22 protein-coding genes, 1 tRNA gene and 1 pseudogene are annotated in these 25,397 nt (G+C 59.3%); 13 read left to right on the top strand and 11 right to left on the bottom strand.

What is annotated here, in order from left to right; translation table 11 throughout:
* The first annotated feature begins 150 nt into the window (after positions 1 to 150).
* The 4 genes from I6F28_RS19475 (at position 151) to I6F28_RS19460 (ending at position 2,941) form a co-directional block, all read left to right on the top strand.
* Positions 151 to 654: a peptidase associated/transthyretin-like domain-containing protein gene (locus I6F28_RS19475; protein ID WP_225140537.1), complete on the top strand. Its 504-nt coding sequence runs from the start codon at positions 151 to 153 to the stop codon at positions 652 to 654.
* Between the two features lie 13 nt (positions 655 to 667).
* Positions 668 to 1,306 carry a ferric reductase-like transmembrane domain-containing protein gene (locus I6F28_RS19470; protein ID WP_036026976.1) on the top strand — a complete coding sequence of 213 codons (639 nt, stop codon included), beginning with the start codon at positions 668 to 670 and terminating at the stop codon, positions 1,304 to 1,306.
* A gap of 99 nt (positions 1,307 to 1,405) precedes the next feature.
* Positions 1,406 to 2,194 carry a class I SAM-dependent methyltransferase gene (locus I6F28_RS19465; RefSeq protein ID WP_036026978.1) on the top strand — a complete coding sequence of 263 codons (789 nt, stop codon included), beginning with the start codon at positions 1,406 to 1,408 and terminating at the stop codon, positions 2,192 to 2,194.
* Positions 2,195 to 2,464: 270 nt separating this feature from the next.
* On the top strand, positions 2,465 to 2,941 hold the full coding sequence (locus tag I6F28_RS19460) for a cyclic nucleotide-binding domain-containing protein (RefSeq protein WP_036014373.1): 477 nt from the start codon (positions 2,465 to 2,467) through the stop codon (positions 2,939 to 2,941).
* 125 nt (positions 2,942 to 3,066) lie between these two features.
* Here I6F28_RS19460 and I6F28_RS19455 read toward each other — a convergent pair whose 3' ends face one another.
* Entirely contained in the window at positions 3,067 to 3,270 is a 204-nt protein-coding gene (locus I6F28_RS19455) for a hypothetical protein (RefSeq protein ID WP_036026980.1), read from the bottom strand.
* A 784-nt stretch (positions 3,271 to 4,054) separates the two neighbouring features.
* On the opposite strand from I6F28_RS19455, the gene socA reads away from it, so the two are divergent.
* From socA to I6F28_RS19420, 7 genes and pseudogenes are all read left to right on the top strand, one after another.
* A complete protein-coding gene (socA, locus tag I6F28_RS19450; RefSeq protein ID WP_524536109.1) occupies positions 4,055 to 4,606 on the top strand; it encodes a type VI toxin-antitoxin system SocA family antitoxin in 552 nt (183 codons plus the stop codon).
* Complete coding sequence (locus tag I6F28_RS19445) at positions 4,581 to 5,306, top strand: hypothetical protein (RefSeq protein ID WP_225140535.1); 726 nt, start codon at positions 4,581 to 4,583, stop codon at positions 5,304 to 5,306. Before socA ends, I6F28_RS19445 begins: the two co-directional genes overlap by 26 nt.
* A 302-nt stretch (positions 5,307 to 5,608) precedes the next feature.
* Positions 5,609 to 8,385, top strand: a pseudogene (locus I6F28_RS19440) (class I SAM-dependent DNA methyltransferase).
* Positions 8,382 to 10,451: a DEAD/DEAH box helicase gene (locus I6F28_RS19435; RefSeq protein ID WP_225140534.1), complete on the top strand. Its 2,070-nt coding sequence runs from the start codon at positions 8,382 to 8,384 to the stop codon at positions 10,449 to 10,451. The pseudogene I6F28_RS19440 and the gene I6F28_RS19435 overlap by 4 nt, the downstream one beginning before the upstream one ends.
* Positions 10,438 to 11,601 (top strand): GIY-YIG nuclease family protein, encoded by a 1,164-nt coding sequence (locus I6F28_RS19430; RefSeq protein WP_225140533.1) that lies wholly within the window; start codon positions 10,438 to 10,440, stop codon positions 11,599 to 11,601. Before I6F28_RS19435 ends, I6F28_RS19430 begins: the two co-directional genes overlap by 14 nt.
* Before the next feature lie 73 nt (positions 11,602 to 11,674).
* On the top strand, positions 11,675 to 13,855 hold the full coding sequence (locus I6F28_RS19425) for a GmrSD restriction endonuclease domain-containing protein (protein WP_225140532.1): 2,181 nt from the start codon (positions 11,675 to 11,677) through the stop codon (positions 13,853 to 13,855).
* A gap of 85 nt (positions 13,856 to 13,940) precedes the next feature.
* Positions 13,941 to 14,546 (top strand): GIY-YIG nuclease family protein, encoded by a 606-nt coding sequence (locus I6F28_RS19420; RefSeq protein ID WP_225140531.1) that lies wholly within the window; start codon positions 13,941 to 13,943, stop codon positions 14,544 to 14,546.
* A gap of 182 nt (positions 14,547 to 14,728) precedes the next feature.
* Here the strand turns inward: I6F28_RS19420 and I6F28_RS19415 are convergent, their stop codons facing one another.
* From I6F28_RS19415 to I6F28_RS19370, 10 genes are all read right to left on the bottom strand, one after another.
* Complete coding sequence (locus I6F28_RS19415; protein ID WP_225140530.1) at positions 14,729 to 15,121, bottom strand: hypothetical protein; 393 nt, start codon at positions 15,119 to 15,121, stop codon at positions 14,729 to 14,731.
* A complete protein-coding gene (locus I6F28_RS19410) occupies positions 15,118 to 15,831 on the bottom strand; it encodes a hypothetical protein (protein ID WP_225140529.1) in 714 nt (237 codons plus the stop codon). Before I6F28_RS19410 ends, I6F28_RS19415 begins: the two co-directional genes overlap by 4 nt.
* A 17-nt stretch (positions 15,832 to 15,848) precedes the next feature.
* Positions 15,849 to 16,049 carry a hypothetical protein gene (locus I6F28_RS19405; protein WP_225140528.1) on the bottom strand — a complete coding sequence of 67 codons (201 nt, stop codon included), beginning with the start codon at positions 16,047 to 16,049 and terminating at the stop codon, positions 15,849 to 15,851.
* Between the two features lie 1,196 nt (positions 16,050 to 17,245).
* Complete coding sequence (locus I6F28_RS19400; protein ID WP_225140527.1) at positions 17,246 to 17,638, bottom strand: hypothetical protein; 393 nt, start codon at positions 17,636 to 17,638, stop codon at positions 17,246 to 17,248.
* Between the two features lie 226 nt (positions 17,639 to 17,864).
* Complete coding sequence (locus I6F28_RS19395) at positions 17,865 to 20,012, bottom strand: AAA family ATPase (protein ID WP_225140526.1); 2,148 nt, start codon at positions 20,010 to 20,012, stop codon at positions 17,865 to 17,867.
* Positions 20,012 to 20,293, bottom strand: coding sequence for a hypothetical protein (locus I6F28_RS19390; protein ID WP_225140525.1), 282 nt, complete (start codon positions 20,291 to 20,293; stop codon positions 20,012 to 20,014). The genes I6F28_RS19395 and I6F28_RS19390 overlap by 1 nt, the downstream gene beginning before the upstream one ends.
* A gap of 112 nt (positions 20,294 to 20,405) precedes the next feature.
* Complete coding sequence (locus tag I6F28_RS19385; protein WP_225140524.1) at positions 20,406 to 20,648, bottom strand: hypothetical protein; 243 nt, start codon at positions 20,646 to 20,648, stop codon at positions 20,406 to 20,408.
* A 252-nt stretch (positions 20,649 to 20,900) separates the two neighbouring features.
* A complete protein-coding gene (locus tag I6F28_RS19380) occupies positions 20,901 to 22,145 on the bottom strand; it encodes a site-specific integrase (protein ID WP_225140523.1) in 1,245 nt (414 codons plus the stop codon).
* A 388-nt stretch (positions 22,146 to 22,533) separates the two neighbouring features.
* On the bottom strand, positions 22,534 to 22,884 hold the full coding sequence (locus I6F28_RS19375) for a RidA family protein (protein ID WP_225140522.1): 351 nt from the start codon (positions 22,882 to 22,884) through the stop codon (positions 22,534 to 22,536).
* 63 nt (positions 22,885 to 22,947) lie between these two features.
* Positions 22,948 to 23,022: transfer RNA gene (locus tag I6F28_RS19370), tRNA-Thr, on the bottom strand.
* A 317-nt stretch (positions 23,023 to 23,339) separates the two neighbouring features.
* Between I6F28_RS19370 and I6F28_RS19365 the strand changes: the two genes are divergently transcribed.
* A complete protein-coding gene (locus I6F28_RS19365; protein WP_225140521.1) occupies positions 23,340 to 23,528 on the top strand; it encodes a hypothetical protein in 189 nt (62 codons plus the stop codon).
* 39 nt (positions 23,529 to 23,567) lie between these two features.
* Positions 23,568 to 25,274: an FAD-dependent oxidoreductase gene (locus I6F28_RS19360; RefSeq protein WP_225140652.1), complete on the top strand. Its 1,707-nt coding sequence runs from the start codon at positions 23,568 to 23,570 to the stop codon at positions 25,272 to 25,274.
* The last annotated feature ends 123 nt before the right edge of the window (positions 25,275 to 25,397 follow it).

Raw genomic sequence — 25,397 nt, 5'->3', positions numbered from 1 at the left:
TGTCAGCTCATCTGAGAGATGCACGCCGCGAAGACGGCCGTTCACAACACTGTTATTGCAGGCCCTGGCGCCCCTCGCGCCAACTGGGCGTTTTACACCTGGTATTGTAGCTTGCGGGAAGCAGCTGCGCTGCTGCCAGGAGGAACTGACATGACCACGGTCGTCTTCACCCGCCGCAACCTCCTCGCTGCCGGCGGCTCCGTCCTCGCAACGGGCCTTCTGGCAACCGGCGATTCCGGCGTCCTGCTGCCCGCCCGCGCGGCGGGCCTCGCACCGACCGAGTCGATGTCGGGCGGCGCGAACAATTACCGCAAGGGCGCGGCGATCGTGGAGCGGATCGGCAAGGGCGGTTTCTGGATGAGCGGCACCGTGCGCCGCGCCGGCGACGGGGCTCCGCTGGCCGGGCAGCGCATCCAGATCTGGGCGCACACCGTCGAAGGGCGGGAGCACGAGCCGCAGAGCCACGGCGCAACGCTCACCGACAAGGACGGCAGGTTCCGGCTGGAGATGCCGCAGATCATTCCGATCTTCGGCCAGCCGCACGGCCACCTCGCCTATGACAGCGGCGAGTTCAAGACCGTCTTCCTGCGGCCGGTGATGCGGAGCGCCAAGGAGACCAGCCTGGAGGCGCACTTCGTGCTGCAGCCGGCTTGAACCCCACTTGCAAATGACGCGATGGAGATCGGCCCGGGCGCCCCTGATCTGGGGCGCCCTTGGCTTGGCGATCGGCGTGCCGGTTGCGCTTGCTGCGGCCAGCGAGCAGCTGGCATGGCGCGATCCTGTCTACATTATCGCCGGCTTCGCCGGCATCATCGCCCTCGGTCTCGTGCTCGTGCAGCCCTTGCTGATCGGCGGCTACCTGCCACGATTGTCGGCCTATCGCGGCAGGCGCGCCCATCACTGGATCGGCGGCGCGCTTGCTGTCGCGATTCTGATCCACGTCGCCGGCCTCTGGATCACCAGCCCGCCCGACATGGTGGACGCACTGACCTTCTCATCGCCGACGCCGTTCTCTCCCTTCGGCGTGATCGCGATGTGGGCCATCTTCGCGGTTGCGTTCCTGGCTCTGCTGCGAAGGCGGTTGGGATTGCGGCCGCGAACCTGGCGCATCATCCATATTCCCCTCGCCATCGTCATCGTCGCAGGTAGCGTGGTCCATTGCCTGCTGATCGAGGGGACGATGGAGACGATCTCCAAGGTGGCACTCTGTGCGCTCGTCCTCGCGGCGGCCGTGAAAGTCATGATTGACCTGCAGGTGTGGCGGAAGCGACAGGCGCCGCGCGGGGAGAATGTCGCACGGCAATAATCCGGCGGATCTGGTCAGCTCCAGCACTTCCCCAGTCCCATCTCTTGTGCGCAGAATGGCGCGCGCCAAGCATCGTCATCGGGCCGGGAGGATCTCGAAATGGCAGAGCAGACCATTCGCTTCGACGATGGTGCCGCCTACGAGCAGATGATGGGAATCTGGAGCCGGTTCGCCGGCGAGATATTCCTTGATTGGCTGGCACCTCCTGCAGGCTTGCGTTGGATCGACATCGGCTGCGGCAACGGCGCCTTCACTGAACTCCTGGTCGAGCGCTGCAGCCCCGCCGAGGTCCAGGGCATTGACCCCTCGGCAGAGCAGCTCGCTTTTGCGCGCACACGACCTGCGGCGCGCGTGGCAAAGTTTCACCAGGGCGATGCGATGGCACTTCCTTTCGCCGACGCCAGCTTCGACGCGGCCGTGATGGCGTTGGTTCTCGTATTCGTTCCGGATCCCGCCAGGGGCGTCAGCGAAATGGTGCGGGTCGTTGTCCCCGGCGGTGCGGTCATGACGTATATGTGGGACATGTTGGGCGGCGGCTTTCCGCTCGACCCGATCTACGACGAGATGAAGGCAATGGGCATTCCGGCAACGCGCCCGCCGCGGATGGACGCCTCTCGCATGGAAGCGTTGCGGGACCTGTGGCGAGGAGCAGGTCTCGAGGACGTGCAAACGCGAGAGATTACGGTGCAACGGACGTTCTCAGGTTTCGACGACTTCTGGGCAATCAGTCTGAAGTCCCCCGCGCTCCGGCCTTCCGTTGCCGCCATGAGGCCCGCAGACGTCGAGACGCTCATAGCGCGGGTGCGTGCGGGCCTGCCGGCGCATGCGGACGGTCGCATCACCTGCACTGCGCGCGCGCACGCGATCACGGGGCGCCGGCCCAAATAGCTCGCACTGTGCGGCCCGTAGGATGGATAGAGCACTTGCGAAACCCATCATCTTCGCCACCGCACGAGTCTGATGGGTTTCGCTGCGCGCGGCAGTGGTCCAGAGTCGAGAGGTGAAATCTCTCGCCGCGTCATTGCGAGGAGCCCTTGCGACGAAGCAATCCAGACTGTTTCCGCGGACACATTCCTGGATTGCTTCGCTACGCTCGCAATGACGGAACCTGGCTGCACTTAGCTTGCCGCAGCCTTCGACCGGGCGTAACCTCGCGCAATGCTCGTCACGTCCCCCGATCTGAAAGCGTTCCTGCTGGCGACGCCGTTCTTCGGCGGGCTTTCGGAGGCAGGCCTCGACCTCTTGATCTCGATGCTAGTCGAGCGCCGCTTCGAGGCCGACGCGACCGTTGTGGCCGAGGGCGAGCCGGGACGTTCGATGTTCATCGTCAAGTCCGGCCGGCTGGCGGTGAGCAAACGCACGCATGCGGGCAGGGTCATCCCGATATCGCGTTTGGAGCCTGGCGATTTCTTCGGCGAGATGACGCTGATCGAAATGCAGAACCGCTCCGCCACTGTTATCGCGGAGGCGCCGACCGTGCTGTACGAGCTGACGGCCCAAAAGCTCTATGCCTGCTACAAGGCCGACATCCACGCCTACGTGATCGTTCTGCAGAACATCAATCGCGAGCTATGCCGGCGGTTGCGCCGTTCGGACGACCGCTTCGCAGCACTGCAAATGAATGGCGACCATTGATGGTGCGCAGTGCGTAGGATGGGTAGAGCCCTTGCGAAACCCATCATGTTTCGTGCTCGACAAGGAGCAGATGGGTTTCGCTTCGCTCTACCCATCCTACGGGCTACTGAGATCCTCGACGCGCATCACGACTTGTCGTGCGCGTACTTCTCCAGGACCAGCCGATTATACTCGTCCCTGACGGCTCTGCGGGAAACATGTCCCTTCCGGTCCTTGGCGATTTTCAAAAGATCAGGATCGGTCGGTGCTTTTGATTTCCGCCGAAATCTCGCAAGAAGAGGAATCGTCGGCTCCGACATCCTTCCAAACAGGCGGTCGAACCATCCCATCGTGTCCTCCCGGACAGGTCGCGAGCGAAAAGACTAGCACCATGAAATGAGGGGTCAACGTGCCGTGTGGCCGCAACCTTTCGAAGAGGCGCAACCGGAAGGACACCGATCGCAACGCTTCTGGCCCGTCGGGCAAAACACCGCCTCTCCCGCGCAGCCCCCGTCAATCCCTTCCCGCAAATATATTCCACTTTGCCGAAATTCGGAATTGCAGTATCCATCGCTCATCCCGGCCCAGGGAGAGGGGCGATCGTACGTCGTCACGAACGAGGGCCAGGGTGCGGTGGACGCGGCTGCGTCGGGCACGCGGGGCGGGACCAGGGCGAGATGAACCTCGTGAGGTCTCACAGCGTACGGAACGGACGGCGCCAACATCCGGCGAAGCCTCTTGGCGGAGCCGGAAGCTGCGTACGGCAAAACCGTGTGGTCCTGACCGTCGTTGCTACGGTCAAGCCTTGCGGAGATGCTTCTGGGCTCAACCGGGCCTTGAGGCATCGTCAATTCGCGAGGTGACGGAGGCCAGAAGGAACTCGGCTCCGGGGAGAGCAGGCATAAGCCGTCAAACCACTGCGCAGGGAAGGCCCAGGCGCAAAAATACTAAATTATTCAACTGGTTGACGAAATAGTGTCTACGTCTGTGTCGCGATCCGGTTGGTCTGACTGCGGCAAAAAATGTTTGAACGCGCTCATCAAGGTCTGTGGATGGTTTCGACCGCGGTGGGCACACGTGGCGTTAGAAAGCCGTTCGTGCTACGTTCTATTGTGACATTTAGGGCGATTCGAGTTGTCTAAGCCATTTGACCCCAGAGCGATTGCGAACCTCCTACTTCAGGAGGCTCGTGGTCGAGGACAGCACGTCTCGAACTTGAAACTTCAGAAGCTGCTGTTTCTGTGCCACGCGCTTTATCTCGTGCATACCGGACGTCCTCTTGTGCGGGGCAGTTTCGAGGCGTGGCAGTACGGTCCGGTGCATCGTGAAGTTTACGACGCGTTCAAGAGCTTTCGTGCTGAGCCGATTACCGAAGATGCTCAAAGGTTCAATCCGGTAACTGGCGTGCGGCAGCCAATCGAGCTGCCCACTGACCGCGCTCTCCTCGATGTCGTGCAAAAAGTTGTTCAGTTCTACGGCGACAGATCGCCCGGCGAGTTAGTGGACATAACCCACGCCAAGGGTGGGCCGTGGGATCACGTTGTGAGTGCCGCGAAGAGTCACGCAAACATGGCGTTGAAGATAAGCGATGAAGTGATCGCTGAGCGTTTTAAGTACCTGTGGTTTGGAAAGCAGCCGAATTCTAGGGACAAAGAACCAAATGAAGACTCCCCGCTCGTTGCCTGAGACGGACTTAGCTCGCGTTGCACTTCAGCCGGATGATCAAAAGCGGATCGTATTACGCGCAGTGCGATCATTCGTCCCGCCGCATTCTCTCGCTCCGCTCAGAAAGGTCGCAGGCGCGTTGTACGCCGCCCGGCCTTCACTGTTTGATCTGCCGAAATGCACTTGGTCTGAAATCGACGCCGCGATCCGGCGATACAGCGGGCCGAACCTTCACTGGATTGAACCGAACTTAGCTCTTGCCAAACTCCTCTCTGAGTTCAACGAGAAGCGGGGCATCAAGGCGGTCGAGTGGGAATTCCCATTCATCCCGGTCGGCTATGGCGCCAAGATCAAATTTTGGCACGACTTCTACTCGATCCAAGATGGCGTGCCGGTGCTTTCCTTCCTGGATCCTCGCTTGACTGACGGTCTCGGAATGTTTGGCCGGGCCTTCGTGTTTTCCGCGATGCATCACAACGTCGCCATCGGTGACTTTCAAGGCGCACGGCTGGAGATCATCCGGTTTCCGAAAAATAAATACACTGGTGAGCGCGAGGTTGAGGTCTTCACGTTTGATGAGCGTGACATCGTGCCAGAGGCGTCGCTCAACAAGGCCATCGACGACACATACAAGGTCTGGCGGGAGATTTTGGCGGAGAGACAAGTTGAGCAGCGTCGCCAACGGCCGACCGGCACTGAAGACGGCGGCTTTGGTTTTTAGGCGCGTGGTCTGAAAATCCTGCGGTTCGCCTGCCATTTATTTGTTGAACGCGCGGACGGGTAAGCCGGTACGCCAACTGCGCCTGCGAACAATGTTTTATTGAGCCTTCCCGGCACGACGCCCCTTGCTCTCCTCGAAGCCGGGCCTAGCCAGAGACCTTGGACGTATGCCCTTGGTTCCTTCGAGGATGCACGATAAGCTCGCCCTCTCTAGAGGTTGCCGCCTGAGATCCTGATCGTCTATGGAAACAGGTCACCGGGACGTCGTAAAAGGTTTCCCGAATTCGATTCAAGGGAACCAGAATGAACGCGGTCGAGATCGCAGAAGCCGTATCCAATCTTGCTGAAAAACCTTTCGATCCGGTGGAATTTCCGCTCTCATTCCTCGAAGCTTTTGGAAACAAGCCGACCACCATCGCGCGTCTCCGGTCGGGTGCGTCGAATTCTTCGGAATTTCCCGGTGGTGTACTTCAACGCAGCCACATCCATGTTGCGACATGCCTGGAAGGCGAGACAGCCCGTCTCCTGGTTGCACTCAATCAGAGTCCGAAAACCGCGTCTGCCAAGGCTCGCTTCGTTCTAGCCACCGATGGAGTGAGCCTTGAAGCAGAGGACCTTACCACGGGCGAAACGCTTGCCTGTGCGTTCGCCGATTTGCCAGACCGCTTCGGCTTCTTTCTACCATTGGCGGGCATCAGCACTGTCAAACAGGTTCGCGAGAGCGCATTCGATGTACGTGCGACCGGTCGCCTGAACAAACTTTATCTCCAGCTCCGTAAAGACAATCCTGAATGGGACACCCCGGGGCGAGAGCACGACATGAACAATTTCATGGCGCGGCTGATCTTCTGCTTTTTCGCCGAAGATACCGACATTTTTCATGGGAACGGACTCTTCACCGACACAGTCGAACGGATGAGCGACGCCCGAGACTCGTCTAATACCCACGAGGTGATTGAGACGATTTTTCGTACCATGAATGTCAAGACCGCCGACCGCCCTGCCGCAAAGCTCCCACGCTGGGCCGAGACATTCCCCTATGTGAACGGCGGGCTCTTTGGGGGCAGCACAGAAGTTCCCCGTTTTAACAAGATCGCCCGCGCCTATCTGCTCCACATAGGTCGCCTTGAATGGCGCAAAATCAACCCTGACATTTTCGGATCAATGATCCAGGCCATTGCCGATGATGATGAGCGCGGAGCGCTCGGCATGCATTACACGAGCGTGCCGAACATCCTGAAAGTACTCAATCCGCTGTTCCTTGACGACCTGCGCGCGAAGATTGAAGAGGCGGGCGAGAATGCTCGCACGCTCCTAAATTTGCGGAAGCGCATTGCGCGCATCCGCGTGTTCGATCCTGCTTGCGGCTCAGGGAATTTCCTCGTCATCGCGTATAAGGAAATGCGCGCGATCGAAGCAGAGATCAACCGACGGCGCGGAGAAGAGGGTCGAAAGACAGACATCCCGGTAACCAACTTTCGTGGCATCGAATTGCGTGACTTTCCAGCCGAAATCGCACGTCTCGCATTGATCATCGCAGAGTTTCAGTGTGATGCGCTGTATCGGGGACAAAAAGAAGCGCTCCAGGAGTTTTTGCCGCTCGACACAGACAATTGGATCACTTGTGGAAACGCTCTGCGGCTTGACTGGCTCAGCATCTGTCCCCCGACGGGTACGGGTGTCAAATTCAAAGCCGACGATCTGTTTCACACACCACTCGAACAAGCTCAGATTGATTTTGAGAACGAGGGGGGAGAGACCTACATCTGCGGCAATCCGCAGTTCAAAGGAGCTAGAAAACAAACCAAAGCACAAAAGGAAGACATGGCACTAATCTTTGAAGGACATAAGGACTTCAAGGACTGCGACTACGTTATTGCTTGGTACCTAAAAGCGGCGCAATTCATTCGGCACTGCGACGCTACATTCGCATTTGTTTCCACCAGCTCAATCAGCGAAGGTGAACAAGTCGCACACCTCTGGTCACGACTTTACGCCGCTGGCTGCCACATCATTTTTGCTCATCAGGGGTTCAGGTGGAGAAATAACGCTTCGAGCAATGCGGTCGTCCAATGCGTAATCATTGGAGTTTGCCTTAAGAAGCCAATGAGGTGCGCCCTCTATGAGGACGGCACAAAGAGAGAAGTCGATTCGATATCGCCGTACCTGATCGCCGGACCGGAACTCTACGTACAAACTCGGGACGAGCTTCTTTGCAAAGAGCTGACCCCCATGGTCTCCGGAAGCATGGCCCGTGATGACGGCAATCTTATCCTGAGCCTTGATGAAGCAAAGGAGCTGACGCACTCACATCCGTCGGCATCTTTATTGCTGCGTACTTTCATCGGTCTCAAGAACTGCTGCACTACCGCAACCGAAAGTGCCTGTGGATTGAAGATGAGTTGCTGCCGCTTGCAATGTCAATTCCTAGTGTCGCACAGAGAATCGAAAATGTACGAGCGTTTCGGAAAAGCTCTTCTGCTAAGACTACTCAGGGCTACGCCAATATCGCCCACAAGTTTGCGCAACGTGCGCACAAGGGTGGCAACTCTATCGGCATCGGACGACATTCCTCCGAAACTCGCGAGTACCTTCCGGTAGATATTTTTGACGCCGGCAATGTTATTTCAGATGCGGCTCTCACTATCTGCAACCCGTCAATGTGGGAGCTTGCGGTACTTCTGTCCAAGCTTCACCTGACTTGGATTGCGACAGTATGCGGTAAGTTAGAAAGCAGATTGCGATATGCATCAACGCTCGGTTGGAACACGTTCCCTGTCCCCAAACTGACCGAAAACAACAAGATCGATCTTACTCGTTGCGCCGAAGGCATCCTCCTCGCACGAGAGTCCAATTTCCCCGCGACGATCGCAGACCTCTACGAACAAAACAACATGCCGGCTGAACTGCGCAGGGCGCACGAGCGCAACGACGAGGTCGTTGAACGCATCTATATAGGCCGCCGGTTTCGCAACGACACGGAGCGGCTCGAAAAGCTCTTCGAACTTTACACCAAAATGACTTCCAGCTCGCCAGCAGCTACGGGTGAGCGCAAAAAAATTAGGGCGATTGGCAAATGATCAACGTCTCAGGCATTCCCTCAGTCTCCGTTTCGCTCGCGCAAACAGGCGCATCGGCGAAAGCCAACGTGCTCGGTATGCGCCCCATGCAGGAGCGAGCTTATCAGAAGCGCGGAGAGCAATTTCTTCTCATAAAATCGCCGCCAGCTTCCGGTAAAAGCCGCGCGCTGATGTTTGTCGCACTCGACAAGCTACAAAACCAAGGCTTGAAGCAGGTCATCATTGTCGTACCGGAGCGCTCAATCGGAAGCTCCTTTGCTGATGAACAATTGAGTAAATTCGGGTTCTGGGCCGACTGGACCATCAGGCCACAATGGAACCTATGCAATGCGCCGGGTGCAGACAACCCGCGCGCAGATCCAACCAACGTCGGCGCAGTCAAAAAATTTCTTGAAAGTGGCGATCACGTCATGGTCTGCACGCATTCGACCTTTCGCTTTGCCTTTGAGCAAATCGGAGTTGAGGCGTTTGATGATCGGTTAATCGCCATTGATGAATTTCATCATGTTAGCGCGGCCGACAACAATGTCTTGGGCTCTCAAGTGAGTCAGCTTGTTGCGCGCGAAAAGACCCATCTCGTCGCGATGACGGGCTCCTACTTTCGTGGCGACGCAGCGCCTGTTCTATCGCCTGAAGATGAGACGAAGTTCGAGACAGTCACCTACACCTATTTCGAACAGCTTAATGGATACGAATATCTTAAGACCCTCAACATCGGGTACTTCTTCTATTCCGGACCGTATCTCGACAGTCTTGAAGCGGTGCTCGACAGCAAGCTCAAGACGATTGTCCACATTCCCAATGTGAACGCCCGGGAAAGCCTAAAGGACAAAATTAAAGAGGCGGAAGGCGTCATGTCCATTCTGGGGAAATGGCGCGAGACCGACCCCGCGACGGGATTTCAGCTCATTGATACGGCCGATGGCCGCACCCTACGCGTTGCAGACCTCGTCGATGATGACGAACTCAGGCGCAGCAAGGTTGTCACAGCCTTAAAAGACCCTACGCAGAAGAACAATCGCGATCATGTGGATGTGATCATTGCACTCGGCATGGCGAAGGAAGGTTTTGATTGGATCTGGTGCGAGCACGCACTCACCATAGGCTATCGATCGAGCCTGACTGAGGTCGTCCAGATCATCGGGCGGGCGACCCGAGACGCTAAAGGCAAGACAAGCGCCCGCTTCACAAACCTCATTGCGGAGCCTGACGCCTCAGAGGAAGCCGTCGTCAGCGCGGTCAACGATACATTGAAAGCAATCGCAGCAAGCTTGCTGATGGAGCAAGTCCTCGCGCCTCGCTTTAACTTCACTCCTAAGACAACTAAGAGCGAGCCGCAGGCGGGGTTCGACTATGGGCCCGATGGCTATGATCCGAGCAAGACGAATTACGGCTTCAATCGTGAGACTGGCGAAGTCCACGTCGAGATTAAGGGTCTCGTTCAGCCCGAGAGCCCGGAAGCCCAGCGAATTTGCAGAGAGGACCTGAACGAGATCATCGCGGCTTTTGTGCAGGATAAAGTTGCGATAGAGCGGGGCTTGTTCGATCAGGAACTTGTGCCAGAGGAGCTAACGGACGTTCGTATGGGTAAAATCGTTCGAGATCGATACCGCGAGCTGAGCGAGACCGATCAAGAGGCAGTCCGGCAGCAGGCGATAGCCGCTTTGAATATAACGCAACAAGCCGCTAAAGTCGCCGCCAACCCGGATGGAGAGATCAAGGGAAATACCGCCTTCATCGATGGGGTTCGGCAGATCGCAATGGACGTCCGCGAACTGAGCATCGACCTCATTGAACGCGTCAACCCATTTGGATCTGCATATGCCATTCTCGCCAAGTCCATGAACGAAGAGCGGTTTCAGCAAGTCGCCGCCGCGATCGCGCGGCGCAACATCAAGCTCACCCCGGAGGAAGCTAAAGATCTAGCGCAACGCGCAGCCAGATTCAAAAAGGAACACGGCCGTCTGCCTTCGCCGACCTCACCCGATGCATGGGAGAAGCGTTTAGCAGAGGGCGCGACGGCTTTTCTCCGCTTTAAGAAAGAGGGCCGTTATGACGGATCTTGATCTTGACGACCTCGCGAACGAACTCAGGGACTTTGCCGAGCCCGACAAGAAGGTTGGCCGTTCAGCCCGAGAGGAACGAATCATTTCCGGATTCGAAGACATTCAACAATTCGTGGATGAACATGGGCGCCTTCCTTTGCACGGCGAAGGGCGAGAAATATTCGAACGCCTTCTTGCTGTTCGCCTGGACAGGCTCCGACACCTTCCCGAGAGTAGCCAAATTCTCGCTCCTCTCGACCGGCAAGGCCTACTCGGTGAGGCAGCTGAACTTCAGGCCGAGCTGGACGATGATGCCCTTCTGGCCGAGTTGGAAGGTGTAGACGCGCCATCCGAAATCGAAAATCTTGTGCACGTGCCGCGCCCGGAAGATGTGGTGCAGCCAGACGAGATTGCGACACGAAAACCATGCGCGGACTTCCAAAGATTTAAACCGCTATTCCAAAAAGTTCAGCAAGAGCTGATAGCCAAGCTCCGCACAGCCAGACCGTTCGAACTGAAATCCGAGATCGAGTCGGATCGTTACTTCATCGTCAACGGACAAATTGCCTATGTAGCGGAGAAGGCAGAGGTCTTCACCAATGATCAGGGTCGCCGCGACGCTCGCTTGCGCGTTGTCTTCGACAACGGGACCGAGAGCAACATGCTCATGCGGTCACTTCAGCGACAGCTAAACGCTGACCCAGCGGGAAGACGCATCAGCGATCCCGACGTTGGTCCTCTCTTCGGTGACTCGTCCGAAGAAGGAGATTTCGGCAGCGGCACCATTTATGTGCTGCGGAGCTATTCAAAAGACCCTCGCATCCAAAACAATCGTGACGTCATCCACAAGATCGGAGTCACCGGCAACGATGTCGAGAGCCGGATCGCCTCTGCCAAGGTCGATCCTACGTTCCTTCTCGCTGACGTGGAAATCGTTGCGAGCTACGTGCTCTTCAATGTCAACAGAGTGAAGCTAGAGAATCTGGTCCATAGATTTTTCGAGCCGGCGAGGCTGGACCTGGAGATGCAAGATCGCTTCGGAAGGCCGTTTCGTCCGCGCGAATGGTTTCTGGTGCCACTTGAGGCAATCGACGAGGCAGTGCGTCGGATCAAGGACGGGACGATCACCAATTGTAGGTATGACGTAAACAGTGCGAGCATCATCGGTTAAGAGCAGGCTGATCTTGATATCACTAGGCACAGATTGAGCAAACATCAAAGCATCGCAGCGCAGAGTCTAGACAATGGAAACGCAGGTCCGCACGCCGCAGCTGGTATTCATGCAGCCACAGCGGCTGATCGTGCCCCTGTTTCAAAGGCCATACGTCTGGAATCAGGAAACTCAATGGGAGCCGCTGTGGGAAGATCTGAGCCGGATCGCCGAGCGCGTATTTGCGAAGCCGGAGGCCAAACACCAGCCCCATTTTCTCGGCGCCGTCGTCCTCCAGCAGATGCCAAATCAAGCGGGCTTGATGCAGCAGCGCACAATAATCGATGGTCAGCAGCGCCTGACAACCTTGCAGCTTCTCCTCGATGCACTAGCGGCCGAGCTTGCAGCCGTAAACGCCACTTCATCCGCCGCACGCATCGAGCCGCTTGTTGTCAATGCCGAGCCGTTCTGTGCAAAGCCAGAAGATCGCTTTAAGGTCTGGCCAACCAATCGCGACCGTCCTGCCTTTAACGAGGTCATGGGCGCGAAGCCGCCTGTTAGCCACGCGAACTTGGTCCACCGGCGCGAGAAGATGGCTCAGGCTCATCAGTACTTCAGCGAGCAGGCACGCGAATGGTTGCGGGAAAAGGGCGAAGAAAGGGCGCAGGCCCGCGCGGCAGCGATTGAACGTGCGGCGCGCGAGCTGCTTCAAGTCGTCGTTATTGATCTCGCCGCGGATGAAAATGCGCAAGAAATTTTTGAGACGTTAAACGCGCGCGGCGCTCAACTCACGGCCGCTGACCTGATCAAAAACTTCATTTTCCAGCGCCTGTTAGAGTCAGATGCGGACGTCGAAGATGCTTATCAGAAGTACTGGAAGGAGTTCGAGACCGGGTTCTGGGAGACTGAGATCAGTGTCGGACGCCTCCGTTATCCGCGATCTTCCGTCTTTTTGAACCACTGGCTGGCTGCACAAACAACAGAGGAAGTTGTTGCTCGTGAGGTATTTGACCGTTTCAAGCGGTATGCGGACCACGAATCCGGGCTCTCGATGCTCGAACTATTGCGGCGCCTTCATGCCGCAGCTAGTCGCTATCGCAAGTTCATCGATGGCGCAGCCCGAGAGACTGGGCCTGTGGACCGCCTTGGACTGTTCGGCTATCGGACCGGCGTTCTTGAAAGCGAGATCATCAAGCCGCTAGTCCTTGATCTGCTCGACCCGGACCGTCCAGCAATCCCGGACGATCAGCTGATCAAGGTATTGGATGTTGTTGAGAGCTGGATGGTCCGGCGAATGCTGGTTCGAGCCTCAGCCAAGAGCTACGGGCAAGCGGTGGCCGAAATTATCAAGCTATTGCACACGGACGAAAGGCTGCACGCGGGCGACGCAATCGAAAAGCAACTGGCTGCGCAACCTAGTGGGGGGCGGTACTGGCCAGATGACGTTGAGCTTGAGCAAGAGCTTGTTGACCTTCTTGCATACCGTCGCATTCGCCGCGGGCGTCTGCGCATGGTGCTCGAAGCCATTGAAGACTATCTCCGTGGATGGCGTGACGGCAAGCAAGGGCTTGGGGGCGAAAGAGTCGCTCGCGGCAGATTGGCAATTGAACACGTGATGCCGCGGAAATGGCAGGCGCACTGGCCGCCCGCAGCTGATGAAGCCGAGCGGGATCGTCTTATTCACACCCTGGGGAATCTCACCCTTTTAACAGGCAAGCTCAATTCGAAGGTTTCGAATGGCCCGTGGATTGGGACGGACAGCAAGCGAGCCGGTCTTGAAGGACATGATGTCCTAATGCTGAATCGTGAGCTTCTCAAGGGCGCGGGAGATCAGTGGACTGATGAGGCCATTCGAGCCCGCACGGCAGCATTGGTGAAACTGATCAGTGCAATTTGGCCTGTTCCGCCCAACCACCGCTCCGGCTTCGCAGCAGCGCGGCCCAGACCAGGTAGAAAGGTGGATCTTTCGGATCTGATAAATGCCGGCCTGCTCCAGCCGGGCATGTCGCTGGTGCCCAAGCGCAAGAAGTTTAGCCATCGGATCGCGACGCTTCTTGCCGATGGAAGTGTTGAGGTAGACGGTGCTGCGTTCGCCAATGCGCGTGAGGCGGCAACTGCAATTGCGGGAAAACGAACCGGGGGCTGGTGGTTCTTCCTGGTTGATCCTTCCTCCGGTCGGTCGCTACGTACGGTACGTCGCGAGTACATCGAAGCTATGGCAGTCGATTCCGATGATGATGAGCAGGATGATGATGGTGATGACGACGAGGTTTGAGCGAGTTTAGATGCGAGCACATTATTAGACGTTCATGAGCTGACTTGCGCGAGTTGGCTGACCCAGCGGGGCTTGGAGGGCCGAGATGCAAGACATTCTCACTGAAATTGAATTGAGGTTTCTGAGAAGCCAAAACTTGGGTCCTGAAGACGTCATGGACGTCAGAGGAATGCCTCAGTGGCTTTGGTTTCAGCGAATAAAGGAGGAAGGCAAAACGATTGCGCTCGGCAGCGAATGCCGGAAAGTCGGCCATAGGCTCAGGTCCACGAAGGGCCATTGTGTTCAATGCGACACAAAAAAGCTCGCGTTTGCGGGGCGGTTCAATCTCAAGCAATACCTCTACATCGCTGGCTCCCTACAAGCCCGGCTGATCAAGATCGGGGTCTGCAAGGATTTGGGTCAACGGATCCGCCAAATATGTAGCGAGCGGCATGGGGACGCCCGAGATTGGGAGATTCTTTACGCCGTTGAAATCGAGCGAGCGGGAGAACTTGAAGACCGTGTGCTGGCCAGGCTGGCTGCCTATTCGATTTATTCGACATATTGGAAGGACGGAGTGCTCCAGCAATCCATCGAGCTTCGGCGCTGCTCGATCAAACAAGCGATGGAAGCGATAACAGCGGTGATTGAGGGCAAGGAATTCTATCTGGCAATCAATCGACGCGACAAGTCCGCGTACGAATTCACTTAGCGAGCGCCTAAAAGGAAAAGATGGCTATTGCTGCAAGTGCCGTATTCAGGATCGCGAGCGCGATGTAGGCAGCGGTGAAAATATGCTGATGGCTAGCCATCGCAATCCCCCACAACTGGTGCATGGGCATCAAAGCACAACTACTTAGGCGGGAAAAGTACGAGCGACTGTCGTATCGCCGCCTAGAGCCATCCGCCAATCCAGCCCGGCCGCTTGGGTTGCGTCTGCTGCTCTGGGGACGGCCTCACTGGCTGCGGTCCCGGCCCTTGCGCTATGCCAACCGCCCACGTCCGCGGTGTCGGCACGAACGGATCAGGCCTGATGCCCATTGGCCTCGGTTCGATCTGCTCCAGAGGACCCAGCATATCCTGCTCGGGATAATACCTCGTACCCTGCATCATCTCGGTGGTGAGCCGGCAGAGCGTGTCGGCTGGCAAGGTTTTGCGCCCCTGTGAGAAATCGAGCAGGTCATCCGGCGCAATCCCGACGCTTTTTGCCAGACGTGCGTAGTCGATTTTTTTGACGCGAGCCGCCGCGACTTGGCGAAGAAGCTCCGTGCCGGTGATTTCGGTCATTGTACCTGTCCTGACGTTGCATTGATCGCGTCGACCAAGGTTCTGAACTCAGTTTTCGGTCGTGGCCTTGTCGGCGCTTTCACGGGTGTTGGCCTAGAGCCCGCCAAGTCGCACGCAGATCGTTTGTCGGGACCCGCGACGGTTTGGGGAGGCGCAACTTGAGCGGCATTCATGACTCGCAAGGCCGCCACAACGCCCTGCGCACAAATAATCCCGCGCTTGACGATGTCATAGAACTCGACTGCCGCTGACTGCCGATAACGATGCAGGACCACCGCGGCAGGATTGGCCGGGGCGTTGGTCAGCGTGATTTCGTCCAAGGCGGCGCAAGTGATGACGGCATGAAAACTCTCGCGATTATTGACCTCCCGAAGCTGATAGCCGTGAATTGTCGCAGCGACGCTGAAGTGAGTGCATTGCTTCGCTTCATTGTCGCGAACTAGCGCTCGCACATGCAAGCCCTTGTCAGTCGTGCGGACTTCGAGGACTTCGCCGGCCAGCCGGCCGTGGCGATACAGCAATGGGATGTTTTGCCGAACTGGCATCCAGCATTCGGCCGCAAACTTCGTGCGCTCGCTATCAATCGTGGCCGGCGCTGCAAGACCTTCAAATATCCAATCGCCGTCGACTGGCGGCAGCGGCGCGGTTGGCACGCTTGGCGGAGGAGCGATCCGATGCTTGCGCGCGAGGCGCTTCAGTTCGAGCTGCATCCGGAGCGCTTCGCCGCTCACTTCGCGCCCCTCAGGACGGTGACCTTCCGCCGGATCTCCGCCAGGCGCTCCCCCAAAGCATCGCGTTCGGCGGCAAGCTCTGCGAGCCGTTCGGTCGCCTGCGGATCGGCGTCGAGGGACAGCGTCGTAACGTGATGGCCAGGACAATAGCCGCCCTGGATGAATGCACCTTTTCGGATTCCGGATCGGTCCTGCATGGTCGCGTCTCCCGAATTCGGACGCGCGAGCCTCCGGCGCGCGCCGCGAAACACCGGCCAAGCTTAGCACGGTGATCGGCGCATCGCGATGCGCGAGCGCTTGTTTTCGTTTTGCTTTTCAGTTCAAACCTGGAACGAGCGGAAGCGGCGCGCTGATAGGTTCTTCGATTTTCCACCGTGGTGGAAAAATTCAGGAACCGACTAAATTCTCGAACGCTATGGAGCTACTTGCGCTCGGACGAAACGCCGCGCCGCTTCAGCTCCGCCATTCGCTCCTCATGGTCGGCGCGTTCGGTCCAGTAGCGGGCAAGCTCGCGAGAGGTCGGTTGCGGCCCGGCAGCTCGAATGAGGTCGTCGAATTTCTCGAACTGCCTGTGCGATGGCGGCTTGTCCCGGCTATCCTTCGGCAGTGGCTTTGTCCTGGACGGGAGACTCGGTCGCGCGACCCATCCTGCCGGCCGGGTGTGACGTCAAGGGACGGCGGATGTCACGTGATGCAGCCGTTGGGTCACGAGGTCGTCACCGGCCGCCAAAACAATAAAGCGGCCAAGAAGGCTGCGCTGAGTGACGTTCTTCAGTCGGGAATTGAGAATTCCCCCAGCGGGGGAAAACCTCGAAAAGCGGCATATCGGGTCTTCAATCTATTACCACGGTAATAAATTCGGAGTCCTTGCCGAAAAGCTGATTGAGCGTCGCGCCGGCGGCTGATCCAGATGAAGGAGCGCAGCGAGCGCGATCCGGGCTCAACCAACAGAATCTTCGGGAGGTCGCGAGCTGCTACCCCCTTGAACCGAAGCTCAAGGATCTCGGCATCAGCAAAAACCGAATCCTCGCGCTGCCAGAAGCTGGCGGCTGGCCGCCTGGAGAGCCGTTGCGCGCGACCGGGTGGTCGGGTAGCCGCCGGACATTTTGCGCGATCCTGTAGCGGGAGGTGGCCAAACGCAGCGGCTGCCGGGCGATCTGAGGATGGCGTGTGCGTTCGTTGGCGCAGTACGCTTGTTGTACTGCAACATATCGGATTTGGGAAAACTTGTAGGGAGGGAGCCGGCCCAGATCGCTCAGCGGCCGGAGGTAAACGCACCCCCCCCGGGGGGGCAGCTCTGCGCAATCGATGCAGTCCGACGTTCAGGCAGGCTGTCGTGAAACCGTTTCGCGACACTACGGTGATCACGGGACGATGGGGGAGTTGATATTGTTTAGTTTTCCGGCCGAGTCACCTCATTGCTGAGGGAATGACCGGGCTCAGCGGGCTTTAACACCTTCGCAATGCCGTCGCTGCCGAGATAGTGATCAGACGGAATCGGAACGATGTTGATCTGGGAGAAGTGACTGGTGACGTGACCATCGATTTGAAGCGGCAACAACTTGCCCAGCAAGCCGGCGAATGCCTTTGGATGGCGGGACGCGAGAAAGAATCCGTAACCGGTCAAGCCGCCGCGGCCATGACCGTCGCTGCCGTGAGCAATCGCAGCGTCGATTACAGCCTGTCTAAGATCGCGCGGGATCCTATTCCGCGAGCCCCAGCGTCGGCCACGTCCGGACTTCAGATTTTTGAGCCGTTGGTCGGCGCCGGCGAGCGATGATGGCATGCCATGTCGCCTTCAATAGACAGAGTGGCGTTGCACACCCTACGCGCCTCACAGCTCCCGTCCAGCCCAACCTAGGACTGCCGGTCCGCGTTGCATCCTGCCATTCCATCGAAAGTCGGGCCTCCGGACAACGGACACCCTGTAGGGGTGTGTCCGTGTCTGTCCGGAAATGGCCTTTGGACACTGTCCGGACATGTCCGACTTTGTCCGTTTGTCCGGGAAGAACTCATTCGCGAACCACCCAGACCAGACCGTCCCACGTGCTGATCATCTTCATACGGTCTAGATCAGCCATGGCGCGGCGGAACGCGCGGCCAGCGCTCTCGTCTGTGCCCCCCGGCGACAAACCGCCCTTGAGGCAAGCCTCGCGCCACTGCTTCACCGTCACCGTCTTGACGCCCTTCGGGTAGTCGCTGGTGGCAGGTGCTGGCTTGCCGAAGTCGAGGATGACGCGAAGGAGCATGTCCATCGCCTTGCGTTGCGCGCTGGTCAGGTTTTCCCGACGGCCGGCAGCGCCACCAGCGGGCACCTCGTCGACAACGACGGCCGTGGTGATGTCGTCGCCGTCCTCGTCCTGCCCGAGTGTTACGGCTCTCACCGTAAATTGTGTCAGCACACCTTCCGGGCCATCATTGTTCTTGGTGATGGTTGCGGTGCGGATCTCGCCCTGCACAGCGATCTGCACCATCAAGTCGACGTCGCCCAAATGAGCGTTGGAGCCGCGGGCGCCCTTGTCTTCGTTCTTGCCGGTGTGACCAATCAGGGCGATGTGCGCCGCCACCTGTTCATGCACACGGCGCAGATTGGCCGCGGCAATGTTCTGATCCCTGGCGCTGTTCTCATCGCCGCCGCCGGCAGCAATTCCCTTAGGGTAAGTGTCGAGGACGATCAGCCCGACCGGAAGACCGAAATGCGCCTCCGCGGATCGGATGGTGTCGACAATGATCTGCACGCAGCCGGGGTGCACCAGATCGATCACCTGGCTAGCGACCGCGATTGGCAGGTTGGGCGGCCCCGCCATCGCCATCATGCGACGCTTGGCAAGTTGACCTCGCTCCAGCGCGAAATAGACGACGCCAACGCGCTGTTTTGAGCGGTAGCCGCGCCAATCTGTACCGATAGCGGCATGCAACGCGGCACTCACAAGCAGCGCTGACTTGCCGCTGCCGGGCGGGCCAACAAAGCTGGAGGTCTCGCCGATGGCCAGCGCGCCCTTGAAGATCCAGGTCTTGGGAACGGCGTTACCCAAGTTTTCGTAATAGTCGAGCGGGATGCCAGGTGGTGGTGGCGGCGGCGGTGCTTGTGGCTCCTCCGGCTTTGGGTCTTCCGCGGGTGATCCATCATCGTCCGGCGGCGAACCTTCCGCCGTCAACGCTTTGGTGATCAGCGCAGCGGCGTCACCTCCGTCCGCGATGCAGTCGACCGCGTCCCAGCCCTCAATCATGCCGGGCGGGATCTGAACAACCTTGACCTTACAGCCGAGCGAAAGCAGCAACGCGGTGGCGGCGCAAGCGAAGTCCTGGCCGGGGTTATCGTTGTCCGGCCAAATTATCACCAACTTGCCGGCCAGCGGCGCCCAATCGGTCTTTGACACAGCGTTGGCACCGCCCATGATCGAAGTCGCCGCGATCCCAAGCCCGACCACGGCATCGGCTTTAGCTTCGCCTTCAGTCAGAACAACGGCCGCGACCTTGACGATCTCGTGCAGCCGATACAACGGTCGCGGGTCCGGCATGCCGGCGCACCATGTCTCGACACCTTCGACAATCTTGTAACAATGCGGGCGGAAAGTCTTGCTTGCGCGGGTGCCATCGGGTTCGTAGCGATACACGATGGCGATGATTTTGCCGTTGACATCGTGGTAGCGGAATCTCGCGACCGACGCGCCAAGTTCGATCGTGTCCTTGTGGGGCTTGTCTCCGAACTCTTTCTTAGCCTGCGCGATCTTCTCCGACGGTGAAGGCCGCGACGACCGACGTTCGACCTTGACCGGGTCGTGAAAGAAGTCCGCCGCGATCTCGTTCAGCGACTGCTGGAAGTCCTGGGTGCCGACATAACCCATGAACAGGCGGTACAGCTTGATCAGATCGCCACCCTGATTGGTGGCGTGGTCGTACCAGACGCCAGCCTTCGAGCCCGTCAACTCGATGTTGAGGCTTTCGCCGGCTTCGCCGTGCACGCTGCCGATGCGAGCTTCGTGCTTCGTGAGACAGGCACGGCCGGAGTAGAGCCAAAGCACGAAGCCGCGGACATCCTGACGCAGGCGATCCTTGATATCGTCCTTGTCAACCTTGAAGCCGTTGCCATTGCCGTCACGGCGACCGCCCTTGCGTGGCGACTCTTCCTGCGGCTTGGCGTCGTTGTAATCCAGCATCACCGCCTCCCACGCATCGGCACCACGACATCATCGAGCGCAAGCGCCTCGTCAATCGTCAAAATTTCTTCAAAGTCGGTAACGGCATCCCGAAAGACGATGAGCTGAGACGGATCAAAATCACGCCTTAGCAAGCAGGCTGCGACGCAGGGGATGGGGTTCGGCGTGGCGTCGCATAGGACTCGCCCGCTCGTCGTCGCCATGAACCGGCGTCGACCGCGGTGGTCGTTGGAGATCTGATGGATCACTACCAAGAGCGGACGCGCGTCATCGTCGGACATCACGCAAGCCCCTCATGAGGATGCGCGGCGGGTCGGGAACTTGGGGTGAGCGTGTTATATTCCTCAGACGCTCAATCCCTGACGTTCGGTGCCTGCCGGGCGGTCTTCGGTTTTAGTCACGAGCAAACGTTGTCGCAGGCTTGGCCTCACGCTTCCGGCGCCAATCGGCGGCGGCTTCAAACGTAATGAGAGTGCGTTTGCCGAGCCTAAGCTCATGAGGAGCAAGACGGTTTCTCTTCAGCTTATAGTAGAACCCTTGGCTGATGTTATGTGCGATGCAGAACTGAGGAATCGACATCGCCAGCGTCGGGATTAGGAAGTTCTCGTTTTTCTCTGTCGCTTCTTCGCGAGGCATTGGTGGAACCCTTCCTTCATAGATCTACATAGGACCTCGCGAAGGGTGGGAGGCGACCGTTGGGACGTCAAGTATTTGATTTTTCAAAATAATTTTGAAAGTACCGCACCCTATGGCGCTGGCTAAATGCTTCGCCCATCTAGGGATTTCGGAATGGCCAGCCGCCAGCGACACATTTCCGCCGCACTCGATTTGAGCGAGATTTAGTGGGGCGCGACCTAGGATTGACAGAGGAAAGCTATTTTTCGCGACTCACCTCAGGGCGACGACGTTGTCGAACGACGGGGTCGCGGGTTGGAGCATGGCCGCGCGGGCGTGCTCGTCGGCAAACTCAGTGATGTACCGGCTGTAATGCTTTTCAATCATCGCCACCGACGTGTTGTGTAGGCCCGCGACCAGACGGATCGGAACGTTTGCCAAGAGCATTCTGACGATGCTGCTGTGTCTCAGGGAATATGCCGTCACCTCAGCGGGATCGCAGCCGATGGAGGTGACCACCCTGTCGACTTGACGGTGATAATTTTGCCCCGGATTTTTGTCCCAAGCAGTCCCATCAGCTTGCAGTAGCAGCGGCGCGTCGTCAGCACGGCCGTTTGCCGCGGCCCTCAGTCTCGCCGCAAGCTGCACGGTGATCGGCACAGAATAGCGCTCGACCTTTCTCTGGCTGCGGTTTCGTCCGCCACCCTTCGCCGATTTTGGCATCATTAGTTTGGGCCGAACGGGATGATCATGAAAATCTTCCACACGGAGCCGCACCGGTTGCGACGGTCGCGCGCCCGTCACTGCAAGCGTGTCCATCAGCAGGCCGAACTGACGATCCAGTCCATAAGCGATGCTCACGAACTCGCGCACCTTGTCGTCCGACAGAATGACATTGCGCACCTCAGTCGCGTCCGGCAGGCAGGCGAGTCCGATTTCCCAAGCGTCACCGTTCTTGATGCGGTCGTCATGCTGCGCCGCCAACGCGAGCGCGGCGGATATACAACGGCACAGCCGGTTGATGGTCGATGGTTTCATCGTGCCGAGCAAGCCGTCGCGCCACGCTTTCAGCTCTTTCGACGTCAATAGGGGCACAGGCTTCGATAGCAGCACGCTGGTGAGGTGCAGGCGCGGGTGCTCGGCATTGTAGGGGTTGGCATCCCGCGCGATTAGGTCGGCCTTATAAGCGCTCAGCGCACCATCCAAAGTTATTGGCGCACCGTTCGCACCGTCACCGCCGCGCGCAAGATTCTTGGCTGCATCCTGCGCCTGATGAAACGTCAGCACATTCTTGCCGTCCGCATCCTCGAAGTCATCGGCGAGTGCAAAGCCCTTTGTCCAATATGCTCCGCTCCCGTCGGACGCTTTCAACACCCATGTGCCATTGGTCTTGTTGCGCCTGTACATCAGCGAGATGCCGCGCGCGAGCGAAGGGCCGCTGTACGGTCTGCGGCGAACTTTCAGTCGCAGACGCGCGCTGCGACTTTCCAGCGCACTGAAGCTGACCTTGCGTGCCATGATGCGTCCCCGTTCTCGCGAAGTGTCGCGATCGTGTCTGTGAAGCCTGGTGAAGACACTTGAGACGTTATGGGTATATTGCGCGCTTGATCAATAGCTTGATGACTCCACGTAGCTTCACTGTACTTCATGCTGCTATTTATTTTCCCCTGCGCAGGGAAGGCCGTGTGTTGGGCTTCACCTGTATGCCGCTGTGCAGTTTTCTGCGTGTGCTTTCGCACAGCGGACCGTGGGTGCCAGCCGGCACCCGGCCTTCCCTGCGCCCTCTCTTCAAAGAGGGACAAGGAAACGAGCAAAACTCGGGCGTTTCGGGCCGCGAGAATGCCAAGCCATGTGTGGAAGACTGGCGAAACGACCGAGCTTGCTCTTCTCGCCCGTCGTTCGAGGATCAGCGGCGCGCGGCGATCGCCGTCAGCTCCAGCTTGACGCCCGGGCCGAGATCCGCAACGCCGATCGCGGCCCGCGCCGGCAGATGCTCCGCAGTGAAATAGCGCTTCCACACCTGGTTGAACGCGGCCTTCTCCGTGAGGTCGGCCACGAAGATCGTCACCTGCAGAACGCAGGAGAGATCGGAGCCGGCTCCCTCGAGCAGGGTTTTCATCTGGCGCAGCACATCGTCGGCCTGGCCGGCCATGTCGAGCCCGGCATCTTCAGGAACGATGCCGCCGAGATACAGCACGCCATTATGCTCGACGATCTCGTGGAGCAGTCCTTCATAGGGCAGGGAACGGGTGATCACGATCGCATCCGTGGCTGTTGCGGGCTCGCTGCCAGGAGGAGGGCTCGCGTCGGTGAGGAAAGCTGGTGCTGCCAGACAGGATTGAACTGTCGACCTCTCCATTACCAATGGAGTGCTCTACCACTGAGCTACGGCAGCATGTGCTGGGACAAGAATCGGCCGCCCGAGGGGCCTACCAAGCGGGCCGATATCTGCCACAAGCCCCCCTCCTGCGCAAGCTTGCTAGCCCCGCCAAAACGAGAAAATCGGGCCGATATCGGCGCCAAAATCCCCGTTTTCGCCCGAACTGACCGACTTCACGCCGATTCGGGTCTGATATCCCTGCCCAACTGGGCAGTTGGCCTGGGAGCCGGATTCGATCCATTTCGCGTTTCGCTTGGGGTCGTATCGCCTCACCCTCTTGAGCTGCCACACTTCGATGGCATCCTGTGGCCGGTTGCTGGGATGGAGCCGCGATGGGCGACGAGACTGACAAGAGCGCGAGGCAGGCGAGGGCGTCCCGGGACGACCGGCTGAAATCGGCGCTGCGCGAAAACCTGAAGCGGCGGAAGGTGCAGGCGCGCGAACGCGCCGCAAGCACCGACCCCTCGCAGAATGACGATGGTTCCCTAAATGAGGGGGCCGCCGGCAAGACCTCTCGTTGAACGCCGGCGGCTGGAAATTTTGGAGTGCATGCAGTGACCATGGGGCAGGACGAAACACAACGAACCGACCGTGATGCGCAGCTGTTGCGGTTCACCCGCCCCGAGCAGACCTTTCCGGCGCTGACGCCCGCCGAGATCGAACGGATCAGGCACTTCGGCGAAATCCGCACCTACGCGGACGGCGAGTTGCTGTTCGAGACCGGCAAGCCCGGGCCCGGCATGTTCGTGGTGCTGGCTGGCCACGTCGCCATCACCCAGCGCGACGGTCTCGGTCACGTCACTCCGGTGATCGATCAGGGGCCGGGGCAATTCCTGGCCGAGCTTGGCCAGCTCTCGGGCAGGCCGGCGCTGGTCGACGGCCGCGCCGAAGGCAATGTCGAGGTGCTGCTCGTCCCGCCGGACCGGCTGCGCGCGCTGCTGGTGGCCGAAGCCGAGCTTGGCGAGCGCATCATGCGCGCGTTGATCCTGCGCCGGGTCAATCTGATCCAGGGCGGCATCGGCGGCCCCGTGCTGATCGGGCCCTCGAACTCCGCCGGCGTGGTGCGCCTGCAGGGCTTTCTCACCCGCAATGGCCAGCCGCATCATCTGCTCGATCCCGAGAGCGAGCATGACGCCGCCGAACTGATCGCGCGCTATTCGCCGAAGCCGGAGGATTGGCCGCTCGTCGTCACGGCCGGCGGCACGGTGCTGCGCAATCCCAGCGAGACCGAGCTCGGCCGCGCCATCGGCATGATCGGCGGGGCCAAGGACGACCGAATCTACGATGTCGCCATCGTCGGCTGCGGGCCGGCGGGGCTCGCGACTGCGGTCTACGCTGCGTCCGAAGGTCTCTCGGTCGCGGTCGTCGACACCCGCGCCTTCGGCGGCCAAGCCGGCGCCAGCGCGCGCATCGAGAACTATCTGGGCTTCCCGACCGGCATCTCCGGCCAGGCGCTGGCGGGCCGCGCCTTCACCCAGGCGCAGAAGTTCGGCGCCGACATCATGATTCCGATGTCGGTGAGCTCGCTGGATTGCTCCCGCGCCAACGGCACCTTCGCGCTGGCGCTGGATTGCGGCGAGACCTTGCGCTCCCGTTCGGTGGTGGTCGCCAGCGGCGCGCGCTATCGCCGTCCTGACATCGCCAACCTCGACAAGTTCGAGGGCCGCGGCGTCTGGTACTGGGCATCGCCCGTGGAGGCGCGGCTCTGCGCCGGCGAGGAGGTGGCTCTGGTCGGCGCCGGCAATTCGGCCGGCCAGGCGGCCGTGTTCCTGTCGGGCCATGCGAAAAAAGTGCTGATGATCATCCGCGGCGGCGGCCTTGGCGCCAGCATGTCGCGCTATCTCATCGAGCGCATCGAAGCGACCCCGAACATCGAATTGATGTTCAACACCGAGATCACCGCGCTCGAGGGCGACGAGGCCTCGCTGCTGCGGCGCATCCGCTGGAAGAGCCGGCTGTCGGATGACGAGGATTCCGCCGATATCCGCAATCTCTTCCTGTTCGTCGGCGCCGATCCCGCCACGTCCTGGCTCGACGGTTGCGGCGTGACGCTCGATCGCGGCGGCTTCGTCGTCACCGGCGCGCAGTCCGAGCAGAATCAGGGCAAGCTGGTGGCGCCGCTGGAGACCTCAGTGCCCGGCGTCTACGCCGTCGGCGACGTCCGCTCCGGCTCGGTCAAGCGCGTCGGCGGCGCCATCGGCGAGGGCGCGCAGGTCGTTGCCTCCCTGCATGGCTATCTCGGCGACGCCGCAAAACCGGCGCTTTAGTCAAGGACAAGGCAAGGCAATGGCTAGCCGCAAGGGACTTGCCATTGCGCTGCGTCCCGCGAGACTATCGCCTCGTCGCGAGGTCAATCGCGCGTGGAAAAACAAAGATTCCCCAGGGAGGAC

The organism is Bradyrhizobium sp. NBAIM14 (assembly GCF_020193895.1).
In the GTDB taxonomy this organism is placed as follows: Bacteria; Pseudomonadota; Alphaproteobacteria; order Rhizobiales; family Xanthobacteraceae; genus Bradyrhizobium; species Bradyrhizobium yuanmingense.
The sequence above is the reverse complement of the archived record's forward strand: the minus strand, read 5'-3'. Positions and strand labels throughout refer to the sequence as shown.